This is a genomic window from Nocardia sp. NPDC004415 (assembly GCF_053602435.1).
In genome coordinates, this window is record NZ_JBSGDP010000036.1 from 1 (window position 1) to 15603 (window position 15603).

Below are 15603 nucleotides of genomic sequence, written 5' to 3' on the forward strand. Positions count from 1 at the left end.
CGAACCCGGAAGCTAAGGCCACCTGCGCCGATGGTACTGCACTCGACAGGGTGTGGGAGAGTAGGACACCGCCGGAACATCATTGCGAAAGGCCCTCCAACTTCGGTTGGAGGGCCTTTTTGCGTTCCTGTGCAGCTGATTTCGTGGGCACATGGGTAACTCACCGGGTACGCCCAGCCCGCAACCATCTCCTTGCCGCCGTCCCGCTGACCAAAGTCTTCCGGGCCTTTCGTCCGGCAGAAGTCGCGGGGAGGCGGATCAGGTCCGGCGGCGACCATGCGGATCGTGGCCAGTGAGATCGTGAGCGGCCGTGACGTCGAAGTCGAGTGCTCGAATCCGGACAAGCTGGTGATCACCGACGGGCAGGTCGACGGTGAGTACACCGTCGCGCACTCGTGCGCGGCGCCCAATCTGGTCGTCGGCAACTGCTACTCGGGTGGGATCGGTGGGTACACCTATGCTCCGACGTGCTCGCGAAGCGATGCCAAGATCGACCGGCATGCGGGCAGTACCTACTGCTTCGCGCCGGTTTCGTGAGGACCCGGCCGGGCTTTCGGTGACGTCGGGGGCAGGCGGTAGTGTGCTGGGGTGCGCCTCGTCATTGCTCGTTGCCAGGTCGACTATGTCGGCCGACTGACCGCTCACCTTCCGATGGCCCGCAGGCTGCTGCTGATCAAGGCCGACGGGTCGGTGCTGGTCCACTCCGACGGCGGTTCCTACAAGCCGCTGAACTGGATGAGTCCGCCGTGCTGGCTCGAGGAGCGCGATATCGCCTCGCTGGTACCCGCGGAGCTTCCCGACGGCGTGACGGCGCTGCGAGAGGGCAAAACGGCGCTGCCGGTGAACATCAAGGCGCTGTGGGTGGTGACCAACAAGGCCGGCGAGGAACTGCGGATCACCATCGAGGACATCGAGCACGACTCCTCCCACGAACTCGGCGTCGATCCGGGCCTGGTGAAGGACGGCGTGGAGGCCCATCTGCAGGAGCTGCTGGCCGAACACGTGACGAAGCTGGGGGAGGGGTACACCCTGGTCCGGCGCGAGTACATGACCGCGATCGGCCCGGTGGACCTGCTGTGCCGCGACGCCGACGGCGCCACGGTGGCGGTGGAGATCAAGCGCCGCGGTGAGATCGACGGCGTCGAACAGCTCACCCGCTACCTCGAGCTGCTCAACCGCGACCCGCTGCTGGCGCCGGTGGCCGGGGTGTTCGCCGCCCAGCAGATCAAGCCGCAGGCGCGCACGCTCGCCGAGGACCGCGGAATCCGTTGCCTGACGCTCGATTACGACGAGCTGCGTGGCACGGAGAGCAACGTCTTCCGGCTGTTCTGAGGGATCATCCGCCACCATGCCCCGACGTAAGCCCCGCAACGATCGCCGCAGCGCTCCGGCGCCGATCGGTGACGTGTACGGCCGCACCGAAGACGGGCCGGGCGACGAAACCTACATCGTGCGAACGGTTCCCGGTGCGCGCGCGGTGAAGACCTACCGCTGCCCGGGGTGTGATCACGAGATCGCGCCCGGGGTGGCCCATATCGTCGCCTGGGCGGCCGACGGCGGCGAGGACGACCGCAGGCACTGGCATCAGGGCTGCTGGAACGGGCGCCGCACGCGCGGCATCACCCGGCGCTGGTCCTGAACCGGACACACGTAAACCGAAGGCCGCCTCGATGATTCGAGGCGGCCTTCGGTGTTGGACGATATGTCGTCGCAGTTCCCGCGTCAGTTGCTGACGTCGGCGCTCTCGCGGTCCTCGTCGACGATGTCCTCGTCGGCGTCGGCGACCTCGGGGATGGCCTTGGCCTGACGGCCGGAGACCGACTTGTTGTTGCCGTTGTTGCCGATCGACTTGCGCTCGGGGGCGCCGTCGAGCAGCTCGCTCTCCCGGTTGACCGCCGCGAGCATGGCGGGCACCGAGTCGAGCTGACCGCGGATACCGAGCAGCTGGGCCAGGACCCGGCCGCGCAGCACGCGCATCTCCTCGGCCAGTTCCTTCGCGTGCGCGATCTTGCGCTCGGAGGTCTGGGTGGCGGAGCTGATGAGACGGTTGGCCTCGTCGGTCGCGTCCTTGATCCGCTGGGCGGCCTCGGCGCGGCTGGTGGCCTCGAGCTCCTCCATGGCACGGGTCAGCTTGGTGCGCCGATCGTTCATGGTGGCTTCGAAGTCCTGCTGGGTGGCCTTGCGCTTGGCCTCGGCCTCCTTGCCCAGACGCTCGACATCGGCCTGGGCGGCCTCGATGATCTTGGCGGAATCGGTGCGCGCGTTGGCGAGGGTCTGCTCGTATTCGATCTCGAGCGCCTCGCGCTTCTCCTTGGTCTCCGCGAGCAGCGACTCGTACTTGCCACGCATCTCGGTGGCCTGCTGCTCGGCGATCGACACCATCTCGGCGGCCTCGGCCTGGGCCAGGGCGCGCACCTCGGACGCTTCGTCCGAGGCCAGGCGCAGCATGCGCGAGATACGGTCGGACATGCCTTCGGCGGTGGTCGGCGGCACGGACAGCCGGTCGACCTCCTTGCGGAGCTCGTCGATCTCGTCCCGCGCGTCTTCCAGCTGGCTGGCGAGATTCCGGGCCTGCGCGGCGGCAGCGTCCCGGTCGGTGGCGGTGACGCGAAGCTCCGCGTCGAAGCGGTCGAAGTAGTTGCGCACCTCGTCTTGCGCATAACCCTTGCGCACAACAGTGAAGGGCAGCGCAACGAAGCGATTGCGATCGGACTCAGGTGACGACATGGCACACAAAATACAGCCTCGAGCGACGGTGTGGAGACTCGACCGGGATTGTGATCGCGCCGAGATTTACCGGCCGGGTTCCCGTACTAGTGCGTAACATTCGGGTTGGGCTCCACGAGCTCGACCAGCACACCGCCAGCATCCTTGGGATGGATGAAATTGATGCGGGAATCAGCGGTTCCGTGACGGGGGGCGTCGTACAGCAAACGGAGTCCGCGCTCGCGCAGGAAGCCCGAAACGGCCTCGATGTCGGTGACCCGGTAGGCCAGCTGCTGCAGGCCCGGTCCGCTGCGTTCGATGAACTTGGCGATGGTCGACTCGGGGGTCAGGGGGGCCAGCAATTGCAGGGCGGTCGCGCGGTCGGCGGCGGCGGGGCACGAGAGCATCGCCTCGACGACGCCCTGGGCCTCGTTCACCTCGCGATGGGTCTCGACCATGCCCAGATTGTCGGTGTACCAGGCGACGGCGGCGTCGAGGTCGGGCACGGCGATGCCCACGTGGTCGACGGCGATGACGTAGTCGGCGGGGATGAAGTTCTCGTTGGTCACCCCACGAAGTTAGCGCCAACCTGCGCGCCGGTGCTCGGCGCGGACAAGTTACCGTTGAGTGCAACCCTTGACGCGTGCCGGTTTCGCGGATGTGCATCAGGGCGAGGTTCGACTCTATGAATGCGAGGCTTTCGTGACGACTTCTGTCATCGTGTCCGGTGCGCGTACCCCGGTCGGTCGGCTGCTGGGCGGTCTGAAGGATTTCAAGGCCTCGGATCTGGCGGGTGTGGCCATCAAGGCGGCGCTGGAGAAGGGTGGCGTCGCCCCTGAACAGGTCGACTACGTCATCCTCGGGCAGGTGCTGCAGGCGGGCGCCGGGCAGCTGCCCGCGCGACAGGCCGCCATCGCCGGTGGCATTCCGATGGACGTGCCCTCGCTGCTGATCAACAAGGTCTGCCTCTCGGGCATCAACGCCATCGCGCTGGCCGACCAGCTGATCCGCGCCGGTGAGCACGAGATCATCGTGGCCGGTGGCATGGAGTCGATGAGCCAGACCCCGCATCTGCTGCCCAAGAGCCGCGAGGGCTTCAAGTACGGCAACACCACGCTGGTCGACCACATGGCCTACGACGGCCTGCACGACGTGATCACCGATCAGGCCATGGGCCTGCTGACCGAGGACCGCAACGACCTGGACAAGGTGAGCCGCGAGGAGCAGGACGCGCTGGCCGCGGCCTCGCACCAGCGCGCCGCCGCCGCGTGGAAGAACGGGCTGTTCGCCGACGAGGTCGTGCCGGTGGCCGTGCCGCAGCGCAAGGGCGACCCGGTCTACGTGACCGAGGACGAGGGCATCCGCGCCGACACCACCGTCGAGTCGCTGGGCAAGCTGCGCCCGGCCTTCCGCAAGGACGGCACCGTCACCGCGGGCACCGCCTCGCAGATCTCCGACGGCGCGGCCGCGGTGGTCGTGATGAGCAAGGCCAAGGCCACCGAGCTCGGGCTGGAGTGGATCGCCGAGATCGGGGCAGCCGGTCAGGTCGCCGGGCCGGACTCGACCCTGCAGGATCAGCCGGCCAACGCCATCCTCGCCGCCTGCGCCAAGGAGGGCATCACCCCGGCGGAGCTGGATCTGATCGAGATCAACGAGGCGTTCGCCGCCGTCGGTGTGTCCTCGACCAAGAAGCTGGGCTACGACCCGGAGAAGGTGAACGTCAACGGTGGCGCCATCTCCATCGGTCACCCGCTGGGCATGTCGGGCGCGCGCATCCTGCTGCACCTGGCCCTGGAGCTGAAGCGTCGCGGTGGTGGCGTGGGCGCCGCGGCACTGTGTGGTGGTGGTGGTCAGGGTGACGCCCTGATCATCCGCGTGCCTGCCTGATTTTTCGTCCGGAAGGCCCCGGTACCGCTGGTCGGTGCCGGGGCCTTTTGTGTGACCGGTCCAACTACGTGGTGTCGTAGTGGGTCCGGCACAATGGGGGTCATGGGTTTCTTCGATCTGCGGTCCACTGCCAGTCGTTTCCGGTTCTTCGCGGTGCTCGAGGCGCTGTCCTGGATCGGTCTGCTGACCGGTATGGCGTTCAAGTACCTGCCCGCCGAGGGCAACGAGATCGGTGTGAAGATCTTCGGGCCGGTGCACGGCGCGATCTTCGTGCTGTTCGTGATCACCGCGCTGCTGACCGCGCGCGAGCTGAAGTGGTCGATCACCACCACGCTGCTGGCGCTGGCGTCGAGCATTCCGCCGCTGTTCACCGTGCTCTTCGAGGTGTGGGCGGTGCGTACCGGCCAGCTCGGTGAGCTGAGCGCGGAGGCGAGCAAGACCTCGCCGAGCGCTTCGTGACAAACTGGAAACCGTGACTCGACCCGCTGCCCGTCGTCCTTCGCCCGCCGTCGCCGCCGCTATGTCCGGCGCGGTGGATCTGTCCGCGCTGAAGCAGCCGCCCGCCGCGTCCGGCGGGGCGGCCGCCGCCCCGGGGAACCACGCCGTCACCGAGGCGGATTTCGAGGCCAAGGTGATCCGCCGCTCGATGCAGGTGCCCGTGGTGATCGCGCTGTTCTCGCAGCGCAGCCCGGGCAGCGTCGAGCTGGTTCGCACGCTGGAGCGGTTCGCCGCCGAGGACCGCGGCGCCTGGGATCTGGCCGCTGTCGAAGCCGAACCCAATATGAACATCGTCCAGGCGCTGCGTGTGCAGGGCATCCCGACGGTGATCGCGGTGGCGGGCGGGCAGCCGCTGGCCGACTTCGAGGGAGCCCAGCCGGAGGCGCAGGTGCGCCAGTGGCTCGACGCGGTCCTCGACGCGACCGCGGGCAAGCTCGAAGGCGACGGCACCGCGCCGGAGCCCGAGGTCGAGGACCCGCGCTTCGTCACCGCCGAGGACAAGCTGGCCGAGGGCGACATCGCCGGTGCCGAAGCGGCCTACGAGGCCATCATCGCCGAGGAGCCGGGCAACGAGGAGGCCAAGGCGGCGCTGCGTCAGCTGCGCTTCCTGACCAGGGCCCAGCAGGTCGACCCGGCGGTGGTCGCCACCGCCGACGCCGACCCGTCGAACCTCGACGCCGCGCTCGACGCCGCCGACGTGGAACTGCTCGAGCAGCGTCCCGAGGCGGCCTTCGACCGGATCATCGCGATCGTCAAGCGCACCGCGGGCGACGACCGCACCAGGGCCCGCACCCGCCTGCTCGAGCTGTTCGAGCTGTTCGACCAGGCCGAGCCCTTCGTGACCGCGGCCCGGCGCAAGCTGGCCGCGGCACTGTACTGACCCCACTCCCGTCTCGGCTGAACTGCCGGGGCGGGCCCGCCGTATGTCCTGGGTGAACGCGTGGCACCGGGCCGCGTCGAACCGAGGAGTACGACCATGACCGCACTCGATCAATCGGCCGCCGTCGATCCGGCCGCCGTGGAAGCCTTCGCCGGACGGATGGTCGAGGTGCTCGACCACGCCAGTACCGCCCTGATGATCAGCATGGGTCACCAGGTGGGGCTGTTCGACACCATGGCCGGGCTGCCCGGCGCGACCAGCGAGCAGCTCGCCGCCGCCGCGGGACTGGACGAGCGGTACGTGCGCGAATGGCTCGGCGCGATCACCACCGCGGGCATCGTCACCTACGAGCCGGCCGCGGCCGCCTACACGCTGCCGCCCGCGCACGCCGCCTCGCTGACCAGAGCGGCGGGCCCGGACAATCTGGCCAGGGTGATGCAGTTCATCGGCCAGCTCGGTGAGGTCGAGCCCAAGATCGCCGAGAAGTTCCGGACCGGCGGTGGGCTGTCCTACGAGGACTACGGGCGCTTCCACGCGCTGATGGCCGAGGAGAGCGCCGAGGTATTCGACGCCGCGCTGCTCGAGGTCATCCTGCCGATGGCGCCCGGTCTGCCGGATCGGCTGTGCGCGGGGATCGATGTCGCCGATATCGCCTGTGGCAGTGGACATGCGGTGAATCTGATGGCCCGGGCGTATCCGGCCGCCAGGTTCACCGGTTACGACTTCTCCGCCGACGCGGTGGCGGTGGGCCGGGCCGAGGCGGCGGAGCTGGGACTGACCAACGCGCGGTTCGTGGAGCAGGACGTCGCGGCGTGGGACGCGCCCGAATCCTGTGATCTGATCACGATTTTCGACGCCGTCCACGATCAGGCGCATCCGGCACGAGTGCTGGCCAATATGGCGCGGGCCCTGCGGCCGGGCGGGGTGTTGCTGATGGTCGACATCCACGCGTCGAGCAGGCTGGAGAAGAACCTGGACCTGCCGCTCGGCCCGTTCCTGTACACGGTGTCCACGATGCACTGCATGTCGGTGTCTCTGGGACAGGGCGGCGACGGACTCGGCACGGTGTGGGGCGAGGAGCTGGCGCTGTCGATGCTGGCCGACGCCGGGTTCACCGAGGTGCGGACCGCCTATGTCGACGGTGATCCGCTCAATACCTACTACGTGGCGCACAAGGCGTGAGTCTCAGCGCTGGGCGGCCAGCCAGACGGCGCTGTTCGGGGCCAGGGTGACCGTCGCCGAGGCGGGGCGGCCGTGCCAGGGCGTGTCCTCGGCGACGACCCCGCCGAGATTGCCCAGGCCCGAGCCGCCGTATTCCTGGGCGTCGGTATTGAGGACCTCGCGCCAGGAACCGGTGTGCGGCAGGCCGATCCGGTAGTTCTCGCGGATGGCGCCGGAGAAGTTGAAGACGCAGGCCACCGCACTGCCGTCGGAACCCCAGCGCAGGAAGGCGAAGACGGAGGCCGCGCTGTCGTCGGCCTCGATCCAGGAGTGCCCGCCCGGCGTGGTGTCCTGGCTCCACAGCGCCGGATGGGCGACGTAGGTGCGGTTGAGATCGCCGACCATGGTCGAAATACCTTGGTGCAGAGGGTTTTCCAGTTCGTACCAGTCCAGGCCGCGGTCGTTGTCCCATTCGCGGAACTGGCCGAACTCCTGGCCCATGAACAGCAGTTGCTTGCCGGGGTGGGCCCACATGTAGGCCAGCAGGGCGCGCACGCCGCTCGCCTTGGCGAAGTCGTCACCGGGCATGCGCGTCCACAGGGTGCCCTTGCCGTGCACGACCTCGTCGTGGCTGATCGGCAGCAGGTAGTTCTCGCTCCAGGCGTAGACCAGGGAGAAGGTCATCTCGTTGTGGTGCCAGGAGCGGTGGATCGGGTCGCGGGCCAGGTAGCCGAGGGTGTCGTGCATCCAGCCCATGTTCCATTTCATGGTGAAACCCAGGCCGCCGACATCGGTGCCGCGGGTGACGCCGGGCCAGGTGGTGGACTCCTCGGCGACGGTGATCACGCCGGGGTGGGCGCGGTGCACGGTGTCGTTGAGTTCCTGCAGGAACTCGACGGCCTCCAGGTTCTCCCTGCCGCCGTGGATATTGGGCTCCCAGCCGCCCTCGGGACGCGAATAGTCCAGGTAGAGCATGGAGGCCACGGCGTCCACGCGCAGGCCGTCGATGTGGAATTCCTCGATCCAGTACGCGGCATTGGCGACCAGGAAGTTGCGGACCTCGTTGCGGCCGAAGTCGAAAACGTAGGTGCCCCAGTCGAGTTGCTCACCGCGGCGCGGGTCGGGGTGCTCGTAGAGCGGGGTGCCGTCGAAGCGGGCCAGCGCCCATTCGTCGCGCGGGAAGTGCGCGGGGACCCAGTCGAGCAGCACGCCGATACCCGCGTTGTGCAGGTGGTCGACGAACCAGCGGAAGTCGTCGGGGGTGCCGAAGCGGGAGGTGGGGGCGTAATAGGAGGTGACCTGGTAGCCCCAGGAACCGCCGAAGGGATGTTCGGCGACGGGCAGCAGTTCGACGTGGGTGAAGCCCGTGGCCCGCACATGGTCCGCGAGCTGTACGGCCAGTTCACGGTAGGTCAGGCCGGGGCGCCAGGAACCCAGGTGCACCTCGTAGACGCTGAGCGGGGAGTGGGTGGCGTCGGTGCGGGCGCGGCGGTCCAGCCAGGCGCTGTCGGACCAGACGTGAGCGGCGCGGGTGACGACCGAGGCGGTGGCGGGCGGTACCTCGGTGGCGAAGGCGAGCGGGTCGGCGTGGTCGACGACGCGACCGTCGGCGCCGTGCACCCGGTACTTGTAGCGCGTGCCCGGCTCGACACCCGGCACGAACACCTCCCACACGCCGGAGCTGCCGAGCGCGCGCATCGGTGCCGAGGTGCCGCCCCAGTGGTCGAAATCGCCGAAGACGGTGACGCCGCGCGCATTCGGCGCCCACACCGCGAACGACGTGCCGGTCACCTCGCCGTCCAGGGTGGTGTAGCGGCGCGGATGCGCGCCGAGCACCTCCCAGAGCCGGGTGTGGCGGCCCTCGCCGATCAGGTGCAGGTCGAATTCGCCGACGGTGGGCAGGAATCGGTAGCCGTCGGCGGAGAGCACCGTCGGGCCGCCCGGGTACTGCGCGCGCACGCGGTAGTCGTCGATCTGGGGGTAGGGCAGCACCGCGGCGAAGACGCCGTGCCCCAGCGACTTCAGCGGATGCTCGGTGTCGCCGACGAGGACGGTCACCGTGCCCGCGTGCGGGCGCAGCACGCGCACCGCGGTGCCGTCGGGGGCCGGGTGCGCGCCGAGCACGGTGTGCGGGTCGGGGTGCGTGCCCGCCGCCAGCAGCATCAGGTCGCGGCGGCGCATCAGAAGCTCCGGCGATAGGCCAGGGGTGCGCGGGCGGCGGCGGGGACGGCGGGCAGGGCCAGGATGTGCGCGACCGCCTTGGCCGGGTCGAGCTGCACGAAATTGCGCTGGCCCCAGTGGTATTCCTCGCCGGTGACCTCGTCGAACACCACGGGGTGGTCGTGCCATTCGCGGCCGAGGGCGGGCAGGTCCAGGGAGATGTGGCCGTACTCGGTGGCGAAAGGATTCAGGTTGACGATCACCAGCACGGCGTCGCCGGTGGCCGGGTCGATCTTGGAGTAGGCCAGCAGCGCGTCGTTGTCGACGGGATGGAAGTGGATGCAGCGCAACTGCTGGAGCGCGGGATGGTCGCGCCGGATCTCGTTGAGCTGGGTCAGCCACGGTTCCAGCGATTCGCCGCGGGCCAGCGCGCCGGCGAAATCGCGCGGGCGCAGTTCGTATTTCTCCGAGTCGAGGTATTCCTCGCTGCCTGGACGCACCGCCTCGTGCTCGAACAGCTCGAATCCGGAGTACACGCCCCAGGTGGGGCCGAGGGTGGCGGCGAGCGCGGCGCGGATGGCGAACATGCCGGGGCCGCCGTGCTGGAGGCTCTCGTGCAGGATGTCGGGGGTGTTCACGAACAGGTTGGGGCGGGCCTCGTCGGCCTTGGCGGCCAGCTCCAGGCCGAACTCGGTGAGCTCCCACTTGTGCACGCGCCAGGTGAAATACGTGTAGGACTGGCTGAATCCGCGCCGGGCCAGGCCGTAGAGACGGGCCGGACGGGTGAACGCCTCGGACAGGAAGATCACGTCGGGGTCGGTGTGGCGCACCTGCGCGAGCAGCCATTCCCAGAAGTCGGCGGGCTTGGTGTGCGGGTTGTCGACGCGGAAGATGGTGACGCCCAGCGAGATCCAGTGCCGGACCACACGCAGCACCTCGGCGTAGATTCCGTCGGGATCGTTGTCGAAGTTGACCGGGTAGATGTCCTGGTACTTCTTGGGCGGGTTCTCGGCGAAGGCGATGGTGCCGTCGGGCAGGGTGGTGAACCACTCCGGATGCGCGCCGACCCAGGGATGATCGGGGGCGCACTGCAAGGCCAGATCGAGCGCCACTTCCAGGCCGAGACCGGCTGCGGTGGAGACGAATTCGGCGAAATCGGCCTCGGTGCCCAGGTCGGGGTGGATGGCGTCGTGCCCGCCCGCGGCCGAGCCGATCGCCCACGGCGAGCCGACATCGCCGGGCTCGGTGGTGAGCGCGTTGTTGCGGCCCTTGCGGTTGACCTCGCCGACCGGATGGACCGGCGGCAGATAGACCACGTCGAACCCCATGCCCGCGATGCGGGGCAGCTCGCGCGCGGCGGTGGCGAAGGTGCCGTGCACGGGACGGCCCTCGGCGTCGCGGCCGCCGGTGGAGCGTGGGAAGAACTCGTACCAGGAGCCGACCAGCGCGCGGCGGCGCTCGACCAGCACGGTGTGCTGGGTGCCGCGGGTGACCATCTCGCGCAGCGGCGTCGCGCGCAGGATCTCGGTGACCTCGGCGCTGAACGCCGGTGCCACCCGCGCGGGTAGCTGGTCGTCGCCGCGCAGGGCGGCCGCGGCGGCGCGCAGGCGCTCGAACTGCTTCTTCGGCACCGCCTGGGCCGCGCGGTCGAACAGCGCAGCGCCGAGCTCGAGATCGTTGGCGAGGTCGGCGGCGCTCTGCCCGACGCCCAGCTTGGCCTCCACCGCCGAACGCCAGGTGGCGATCGGGTCGCTCCAGCCCTCGATCCGGAAGGTCCACAGGCCGGGCGTGGTGGGGGTGAACACGGCACTGAAGACGTCCGGTTCGTACTCCGGCGCCATCCGAGTCCTGGTGATCCGCGAGGAACCGGGCGCGCGCACCGCCAGGGTCGCCGCCACCGCGTCGTGGCCCTCGCGCCAGACAACGGCCCGCACCGGGAAGACCTCCCCGACGACGGCCTTGGCCGGTCGGCCGCCGGGAATCGACGGTGCGATGTCATCGATGGCAATCCGGCCGCTCACCACGCCAACGTACTGTATTTCCGGCGCGCAGGTGCGCGCGTGTCCGCGGCCCCTCGCAGGTCGCCGGTCAGACACCGTTTCTTGCTCCTTCGTCGCCTACGAAACGGCGTCTGACCGGCGACCCGGCCGCGGACCGGCCACTTCGTGGCCGCCGCTCCTCGGGGGTCGCGGGTGCGGGGCCGGGAGGGCGGTCATCGCCGCGTGTTCAGCCTGCGCGGGCGGCATCAGTTAATCTTCCGCTGGTGAAGGCACTTCGTCGGTTCACTGTCCGTGCCCATCTGCCGGAGCGGCTCGCCGCGCTGGGTGAGTTGTCGACGAACCTGCGCTGGTCGTGGCACGGCCCGACGCAGGATCTGTTCGCCGAACTCGATCCGGAGCTGTGGCAGGTCCTCGGCCAGGACCCCGTCCGCATGCTGGGGGAGGTGCCCGCCGAGCGGCTCGACGCGCTCGCCGCCGACCCCGGCTACACCGCCAGGGTCGACGCGCAGGAACGCGGGCTGCGCGACTATCTGGCCCGGCCGCGCTGGTTCCAGGAACAGAGCGGCACCGAGGTGGCGGGGATCGCGTACTTCTCGATGGAGTTCGGCGTCACCGAGGTGCTGCCCAACTATTCCGGTGGCCTGGGCATTCTCGCCGGTGACCACCTCAAGGCGGCCTCGGATCTGGGCCTGCCGCTGATCGGGGTCGGGCTGCTGTACCGCTCGGGGTATTTCCGGCAGTCGCTGTCGGCCGACGGCTGGCAGCGCGAGCACTATCCGGCGCTGGACCCGCAGGGTCTGCCGCTGAAACTGCTGACCAGCGACGGTTCGCCGGTGCTGATCCACGTGGGCATGCCGGAGGGCCGGGTGCTGCGCGCGCGGGTGTGGATCGCCCAGGTCGGCCGGATTCCGCTGCTGCTGCTGGACTCCGACATCGCCGACAACGACCCGGAACTGCGCGCGGTCACCGACCGGCTCTACGGTGGCGACCAGGACCACCGGATCAAGCAGGAGATCCTGGCCGGTATCGGCGGGGTGCGCGCGGTGCGCGCCTACACCCGTGCCAACGGGCTGCCCGATCCGGACGTCTTCCACATGAACGAGGGCCACGCGGGGTTCCTCGGGGTCGAGCGGATTCGCGAATTCGTCGCGGGCGGACTGGATTTCGACACCGCGCTGGCCGCCGTGCGCGCGGGGACGGTTTTCACCACGCACACCCCGGTGCCCGCCGGGATCGACCGGTTCCCGATGCCGTTGGTGCGCAGGTACTTCGGTGGCGCGCACGGCGAGCCGGAATCGGCGCTGCTGCCGGGACTCTCGGTGGACCGGATCCTGGCCTTCGGGCGCGAGGCCGATCCGTCGGTGTTCAACATGGCGCACATGGGGTTGCGGCTGGCGCAGCGCGCCAATGGTGTCTCGAAGCTGCACGGGGAGGTCAGCCGGGAGATGTTCGCCGCGCTGTGGCCCGGTTTCGACGCCGCCGAGGTGCCGATCGGCTCGGTGACCAACGGGGTGCACGCGCCGACCTGGGCCGCGCGCGAATGGCTCGACAAGGCCCGCGAACTGGTGGGACCCGAACTCGTCGAGGAGGCGCGGGGCTGGGAGAAGCTCAGCGATGTCGACCTCGGGCAGCTGTGGTCGACCCGCAACACCCTGCGCGGCGTGCTGATCGCGGAGGTGCGGCGCAGGCTGCGCGCGTCCTGGTTGCAGCGCGGGGCCGCCGAGGCCGAACTGGGCTGGATCGACGACGTCTTCGATCCGGACGTGCTCACCGTCGGCTTCGCCCGCCGCGTGCCCACCTACAAGCGCCTGACCCTGATGCTGCGCGACCCCGAACGGCTGCGCGCGCTGCTGCTCGACCCCGATCGGCCGGTGCAGCTGGTGGTGGCGGGCAAGAGCCATCCCGCCGACGACGGCGGCAAGGCGCTGATCCAGCAGGTCGTGCGCTTCGCCGACGATCCCGCGGTACGCCATCGCATTGTCTTCCTGCCCGACTACGACATGTCGATGGCCCGCTACCTGTACTGGGGTTGCGATGTGTGGCTGAACAATCCGCTGCGCCCGCTCGAGGCGTGCGGGACCTCGGGGATGAAGTCGGCGCTCAACGGCGGGCTCAACCTGTCCATCCGCGACGGCTGGTGGGACGAGATGTTCGACGGCGAGAACGGCTGGGCCATCCCCACCGCCGACGGCGTCCGCGACGAGCACCGCCGCGACGATCTCGAGGCCGCGGCGCTCTACGAACTCGTGGAGCGCACGGTCGCGCCGCGCTTCTACGACCGCGACGCCGACGGTGTCCCGGTGCGCTGGACCGAAATGGTGCGCCACACCCTGCAGACCACCAGTCCCCGGGTGCTGGCCTCGCGGATGGTGCGCGACTACGCCGAGCAGTACTACGGTCCGGCCGCCGCCGCGTTCGCCGAGGCCGCGGACGACGGTTTCGCCGGGGCCGCGCGGGTCGCCGAGTACCGGCGCCGCATCGAGGCGGCCTGGCCCGCGGTGCGCGTTGTCCAGGTGGACAGTTCGGGCCTGCCCGACACCCCGGTGATCGGTGCCGAGTTGTGGTTGCACGCGCGGGTCGACCTGGGCGGGCTCACCGCCGCGGACGTGGTGGTGCAGGCGGTGCTCGGGCGGGTCTCCCCGGAAGACGAGTTGTCCGACACCGTCACCAGGGAGATGCGCCACACCGGTGCCGACGACGCCGTGCAGCTCTACGACCTCGAGCTGCCGGTGCCGCTGTCGGGCGCGGTCGGCTACACGGTGCGGGTGCTGCCGCGGCACCCGCTGCTGGCCTCCGACGCCGAGCTGGGCGCGGTGGCGGTCGCGGGCGGCTGAACCGTGAGCGGGGACACGGGAGACGGGTTGTCGGGTTCAGTGAACTTTCCGCTACCGTTCCTGGGCATCCTTCTTCTCTGAACACCCCCGGACTGGAGAGTCATGGCCAGCGATGTCGTCACCCGCGCCCGACGGCGCGTCGACGGATACTTCGGTGTCTCGTCGAGCGGGTCCACCTTCCGGCGCGAGGCGATGGCGGGGACGATCACGTTCCTGGCGATGTCCTATGTGCTGGCGGTGAATCCGTCGATCCTCGGTGACGAGGGCGCCCTGGGTGACAAGGGCATCCCGATGCAGGCGGTGTTCACCGCCACCGCGGTGGCCGCGGTCTTCGGCACGCTGGTCATGGGCATCTGGGCGCGCTATCCGATCGCGCTCGCGCCGGGCATGGGCCTCAACGCGTTCTTCGCCTACACCGTGGTGCTGAGCATGGGTATCCCGTGGCAGGTGGCGCTGTCGGGGACGCTGCTGTCGGGCATCATCTTCTTCATCCTCGCGGTGACCAAGGTCCGCGAGCGGATTCTCAACGCGATCCCGTTGCAGATGAAGTTCGCGGTGGGCGCGGGCATCGGTCTGTTCGTGGCGTTCCTCGGGCTGAAGAACGCGGGCATCGTGGTGAACAGCGAGGCGACGCTGGTCACCCTCGGCGACTTCACCAAGGGCACCACGCTGCTGGCGCTGTTCGGTCTGGTCGTGACGGTGGTCTTCCTGGTGATCGGCTGGCACGGCGCGGTGCTCTACGGCATCGTCGCCACCACCGTGCTCGGCATGGTGACCGGGCTGGTCGGCATTCCCGACGGCATCGCCGAACTGCCCAAGGGCCTGGACCAGACCTTCGGTCAGGCGATCATCCATCTGCCCGACGCCTTCACCGGGCAGATGATCGTGGTGGTGCTCACCATGCTGTTCGTCGATTTCTTCGACGCCTCGGGCACGCTCATCGGCGTCGCCAACCAGGCCGGGCTGCTCAACAAGGACGGCACACTGCCGCGCGCGGCCAGCGCCCTGGCCGCCGACTCGGTGGGCACCACCGCGGGCGCGATCATCGGTACCTCCACCACCACCGCGTATGTGGAGTCGACGGCGGGCGTGTCGGCCGGTGGCCGGACCGGATTGACGGCGGTGACCACGGCGGGCTGGTTCCTGATCGCGATGTTCTGCTATCCGGTGTTCTCGGTGATCGCCGGGTCCAGCGAGGTCACCGCGCCCGCGTTGATCGTGGTGGGTGTGCTGATGGCCCGTGCCCTCGGTGACATCGATTGGCAGCATCTCGAGTACTCGGTGCCCGCCTTCCTGACCGTGATCATGATGCCGCTGACGTATTCGATCGCCAACGGTCTGGCCATGGGCATGATCCTGTATCCGGTGGTCATGGTGGCCAAGGGCCGGGTCAAGGAGGTGCATCCGGCCATGTGGGGGCTGCTGGTGCTGTTCCTGGCGTACTTCTTCTTCCTGGTCGAATAGGTTAGGCTTACCT

13 protein-coding genes and 1 rRNA gene are annotated in these 15603 nt (G+C 69.3%); 10 read left to right on the plus strand and 4 right to left on the minus strand.

Features of this window, described 5'->3' with window-relative positions; genetic code table 11:
- From rrf to ACWEMY_RS18045, 4 genes are all read left to right on the plus strand, one after another.
- A 5S ribosomal RNA gene (gene rrf, locus ACWEMY_RS18030) occupies positions 1–77 on the plus strand; the annotation flags it as partial.
- Between the two features lie 208 nt (positions 78–285).
- On the plus strand, positions 286–537 hold the full coding sequence (locus ACWEMY_RS18035) for a hypothetical protein (RefSeq protein WP_452390950.1): 252 nt from the start codon (positions 286–288) through the stop codon (positions 535–537).
- Positions 538–588: 51 nt separating this feature from the next.
- Positions 589–1332 carry an endonuclease NucS gene (gene nucS, locus ACWEMY_RS18040; RefSeq protein ID WP_375938679.1) on the plus strand — a complete coding sequence of 248 codons (744 nt, stop codon included), beginning with the start codon at positions 589–591 and terminating at the stop codon, positions 1330–1332.
- Between the two features lie 16 nt (positions 1333–1348).
- Positions 1349–1639 carry an ATP/GTP-binding protein gene (locus ACWEMY_RS18045; protein WP_452390951.1) on the plus strand — a complete coding sequence of 97 codons (291 nt, stop codon included), beginning with the start codon at positions 1349–1351 and terminating at the stop codon, positions 1637–1639.
- A gap of 83 nt (positions 1640–1722) precedes the next feature.
- On the opposite strand, the gene ACWEMY_RS18050 is transcribed toward ACWEMY_RS18045, so the two are convergent.
- Together ACWEMY_RS18050 and mce are read right to left on the minus strand one after the other, a co-directional pair.
- Positions 1723–2727, minus strand: a complete 1005-nt coding sequence (locus ACWEMY_RS18050; protein ID WP_375938673.1) for a coiled-coil domain-containing protein — start codon at positions 2725–2727, stop codon at positions 1723–1725.
- An 86-nt stretch (positions 2728–2813) separates the two neighbouring features.
- Positions 2814–3275 carry a methylmalonyl-CoA epimerase gene (mce, locus tag ACWEMY_RS18055; RefSeq protein ID WP_375938670.1) on the minus strand — a complete coding sequence of 154 codons (462 nt, stop codon included), beginning with the start codon at positions 3273–3275 and terminating at the stop codon, positions 2814–2816.
- Between the two features lie 133 nt (positions 3276–3408).
- Between mce and ACWEMY_RS18060 the strand changes: the two genes are divergently transcribed.
- From ACWEMY_RS18060 to ACWEMY_RS18075, 4 genes are all read left to right on the plus strand, one after another.
- Positions 3409–4593, plus strand: a complete 1185-nt coding sequence (locus tag ACWEMY_RS18060) for an acetyl-CoA C-acetyltransferase (protein WP_452390952.1) — start codon at positions 3409–3411, stop codon at positions 4591–4593.
- Positions 4594–4695: 102 nt separating this feature from the next.
- On the plus strand, positions 4696–5052 hold the full coding sequence (locus ACWEMY_RS18065; RefSeq protein ID WP_375938664.1) for a DUF3817 domain-containing protein: 357 nt from the start codon (positions 4696–4698) through the stop codon (positions 5050–5052).
- A 61-nt stretch (positions 5053–5113) separates the two neighbouring features.
- Positions 5114–5971, plus strand: coding sequence for a tetratricopeptide repeat protein (locus ACWEMY_RS18070; RefSeq protein ID WP_452390989.1), 858 nt, complete (start codon positions 5114–5116; stop codon positions 5969–5971).
- Positions 5972–6067: 96 nt separating this feature from the next.
- Positions 6068–7153 carry a class I SAM-dependent methyltransferase gene (locus ACWEMY_RS18075; protein WP_452390953.1) on the plus strand — a complete coding sequence of 362 codons (1086 nt, stop codon included), beginning with the start codon at positions 6068–6070 and terminating at the stop codon, positions 7151–7153.
- Positions 7154–7156: 3 nt separating this feature from the next.
- Here ACWEMY_RS18075 and glgB read toward each other — a convergent pair whose 3' ends face one another.
- Both glgB and ACWEMY_RS18085 read right to left on the minus strand, forming a co-directional pair.
- Entirely contained in the window at positions 7157–9313 is a 2157-nt protein-coding gene (gene glgB, locus ACWEMY_RS18080; RefSeq protein ID WP_452390954.1) for a 1,4-alpha-glucan branching protein GlgB, read from the minus strand.
- A complete protein-coding gene (locus ACWEMY_RS18085) occupies positions 9313–11313 on the minus strand; it encodes a maltotransferase domain-containing protein (protein ID WP_452390955.1) in 2001 nt (666 codons plus the stop codon). The genes glgB and ACWEMY_RS18085 overlap by 1 nt, the downstream gene beginning before the upstream one ends.
- Positions 11314–11555: 242 nt before the next feature.
- Here ACWEMY_RS18085 and glgP point away from each other — a divergent pair, with 242 nt between their 5' ends.
- The gene (gene glgP / locus ACWEMY_RS18090; RefSeq protein WP_452390956.1) at positions 11556–14126 is read left to right on the plus strand and encodes an alpha-glucan family phosphorylase; all 2571 of its coding nucleotides are present in this window, start codon (positions 11556–11558) and stop codon (positions 14124–14126) included.
- Positions 14127–14228: 102 nt separating this feature from the next.
- The gene (locus tag ACWEMY_RS18095; protein ID WP_375938649.1) at positions 14229–15590 is read left to right on the plus strand and encodes an NCS2 family permease; all 1362 of its coding nucleotides are present in this window, start codon (positions 14229–14231) and stop codon (positions 15588–15590) included.
- Positions 15591–15603: the final 13 nt, after the last annotated feature.

Coding starts and splice junctions, on each gene's coding strand:
- ACWEMY_RS18045 (WP_452390951.1), top strand. CDS start 1,349: ATGCCCCGACGTAAGCCCCGCAACGATCGCCGCAGCGCTCCGGCGCCG.
- ACWEMY_RS18050 (WP_375938673.1), bottom strand. CDS start 2,727: ATGTCGTCACCTGAGTCCGATCGCAATCGCTTCGTTGCGCTGCCCTTC.
- ACWEMY_RS18065 (WP_375938664.1), top strand. CDS start 4,696: ATGGGTTTCTTCGATCTGCGGTCCACTGCCAGTCGTTTCCGGTTCTTC.
- ACWEMY_RS18070 (WP_452390989.1), top strand. CDS start 5,114: ATGTCCGGCGCGGTGGATCTGTCCGCGCTGAAGCAGCCGCCCGCCGCG.
- ACWEMY_RS18075 (WP_452390953.1), top strand. CDS start 6,068: ATGACCGCACTCGATCAATCGGCCGCCGTCGATCCGGCCGCCGTGGAA.
- glgB (WP_452390954.1), bottom strand. CDS start 9,313: ATGCGCCGCCGCGACCTGATGCTGCTGGCGGCGGGCACGCACCCCGAC.
- ACWEMY_RS18095 (WP_375938649.1), top strand. CDS start 14,229: ATGGCCAGCGATGTCGTCACCCGCGCCCGACGGCGCGTCGACGGATAC.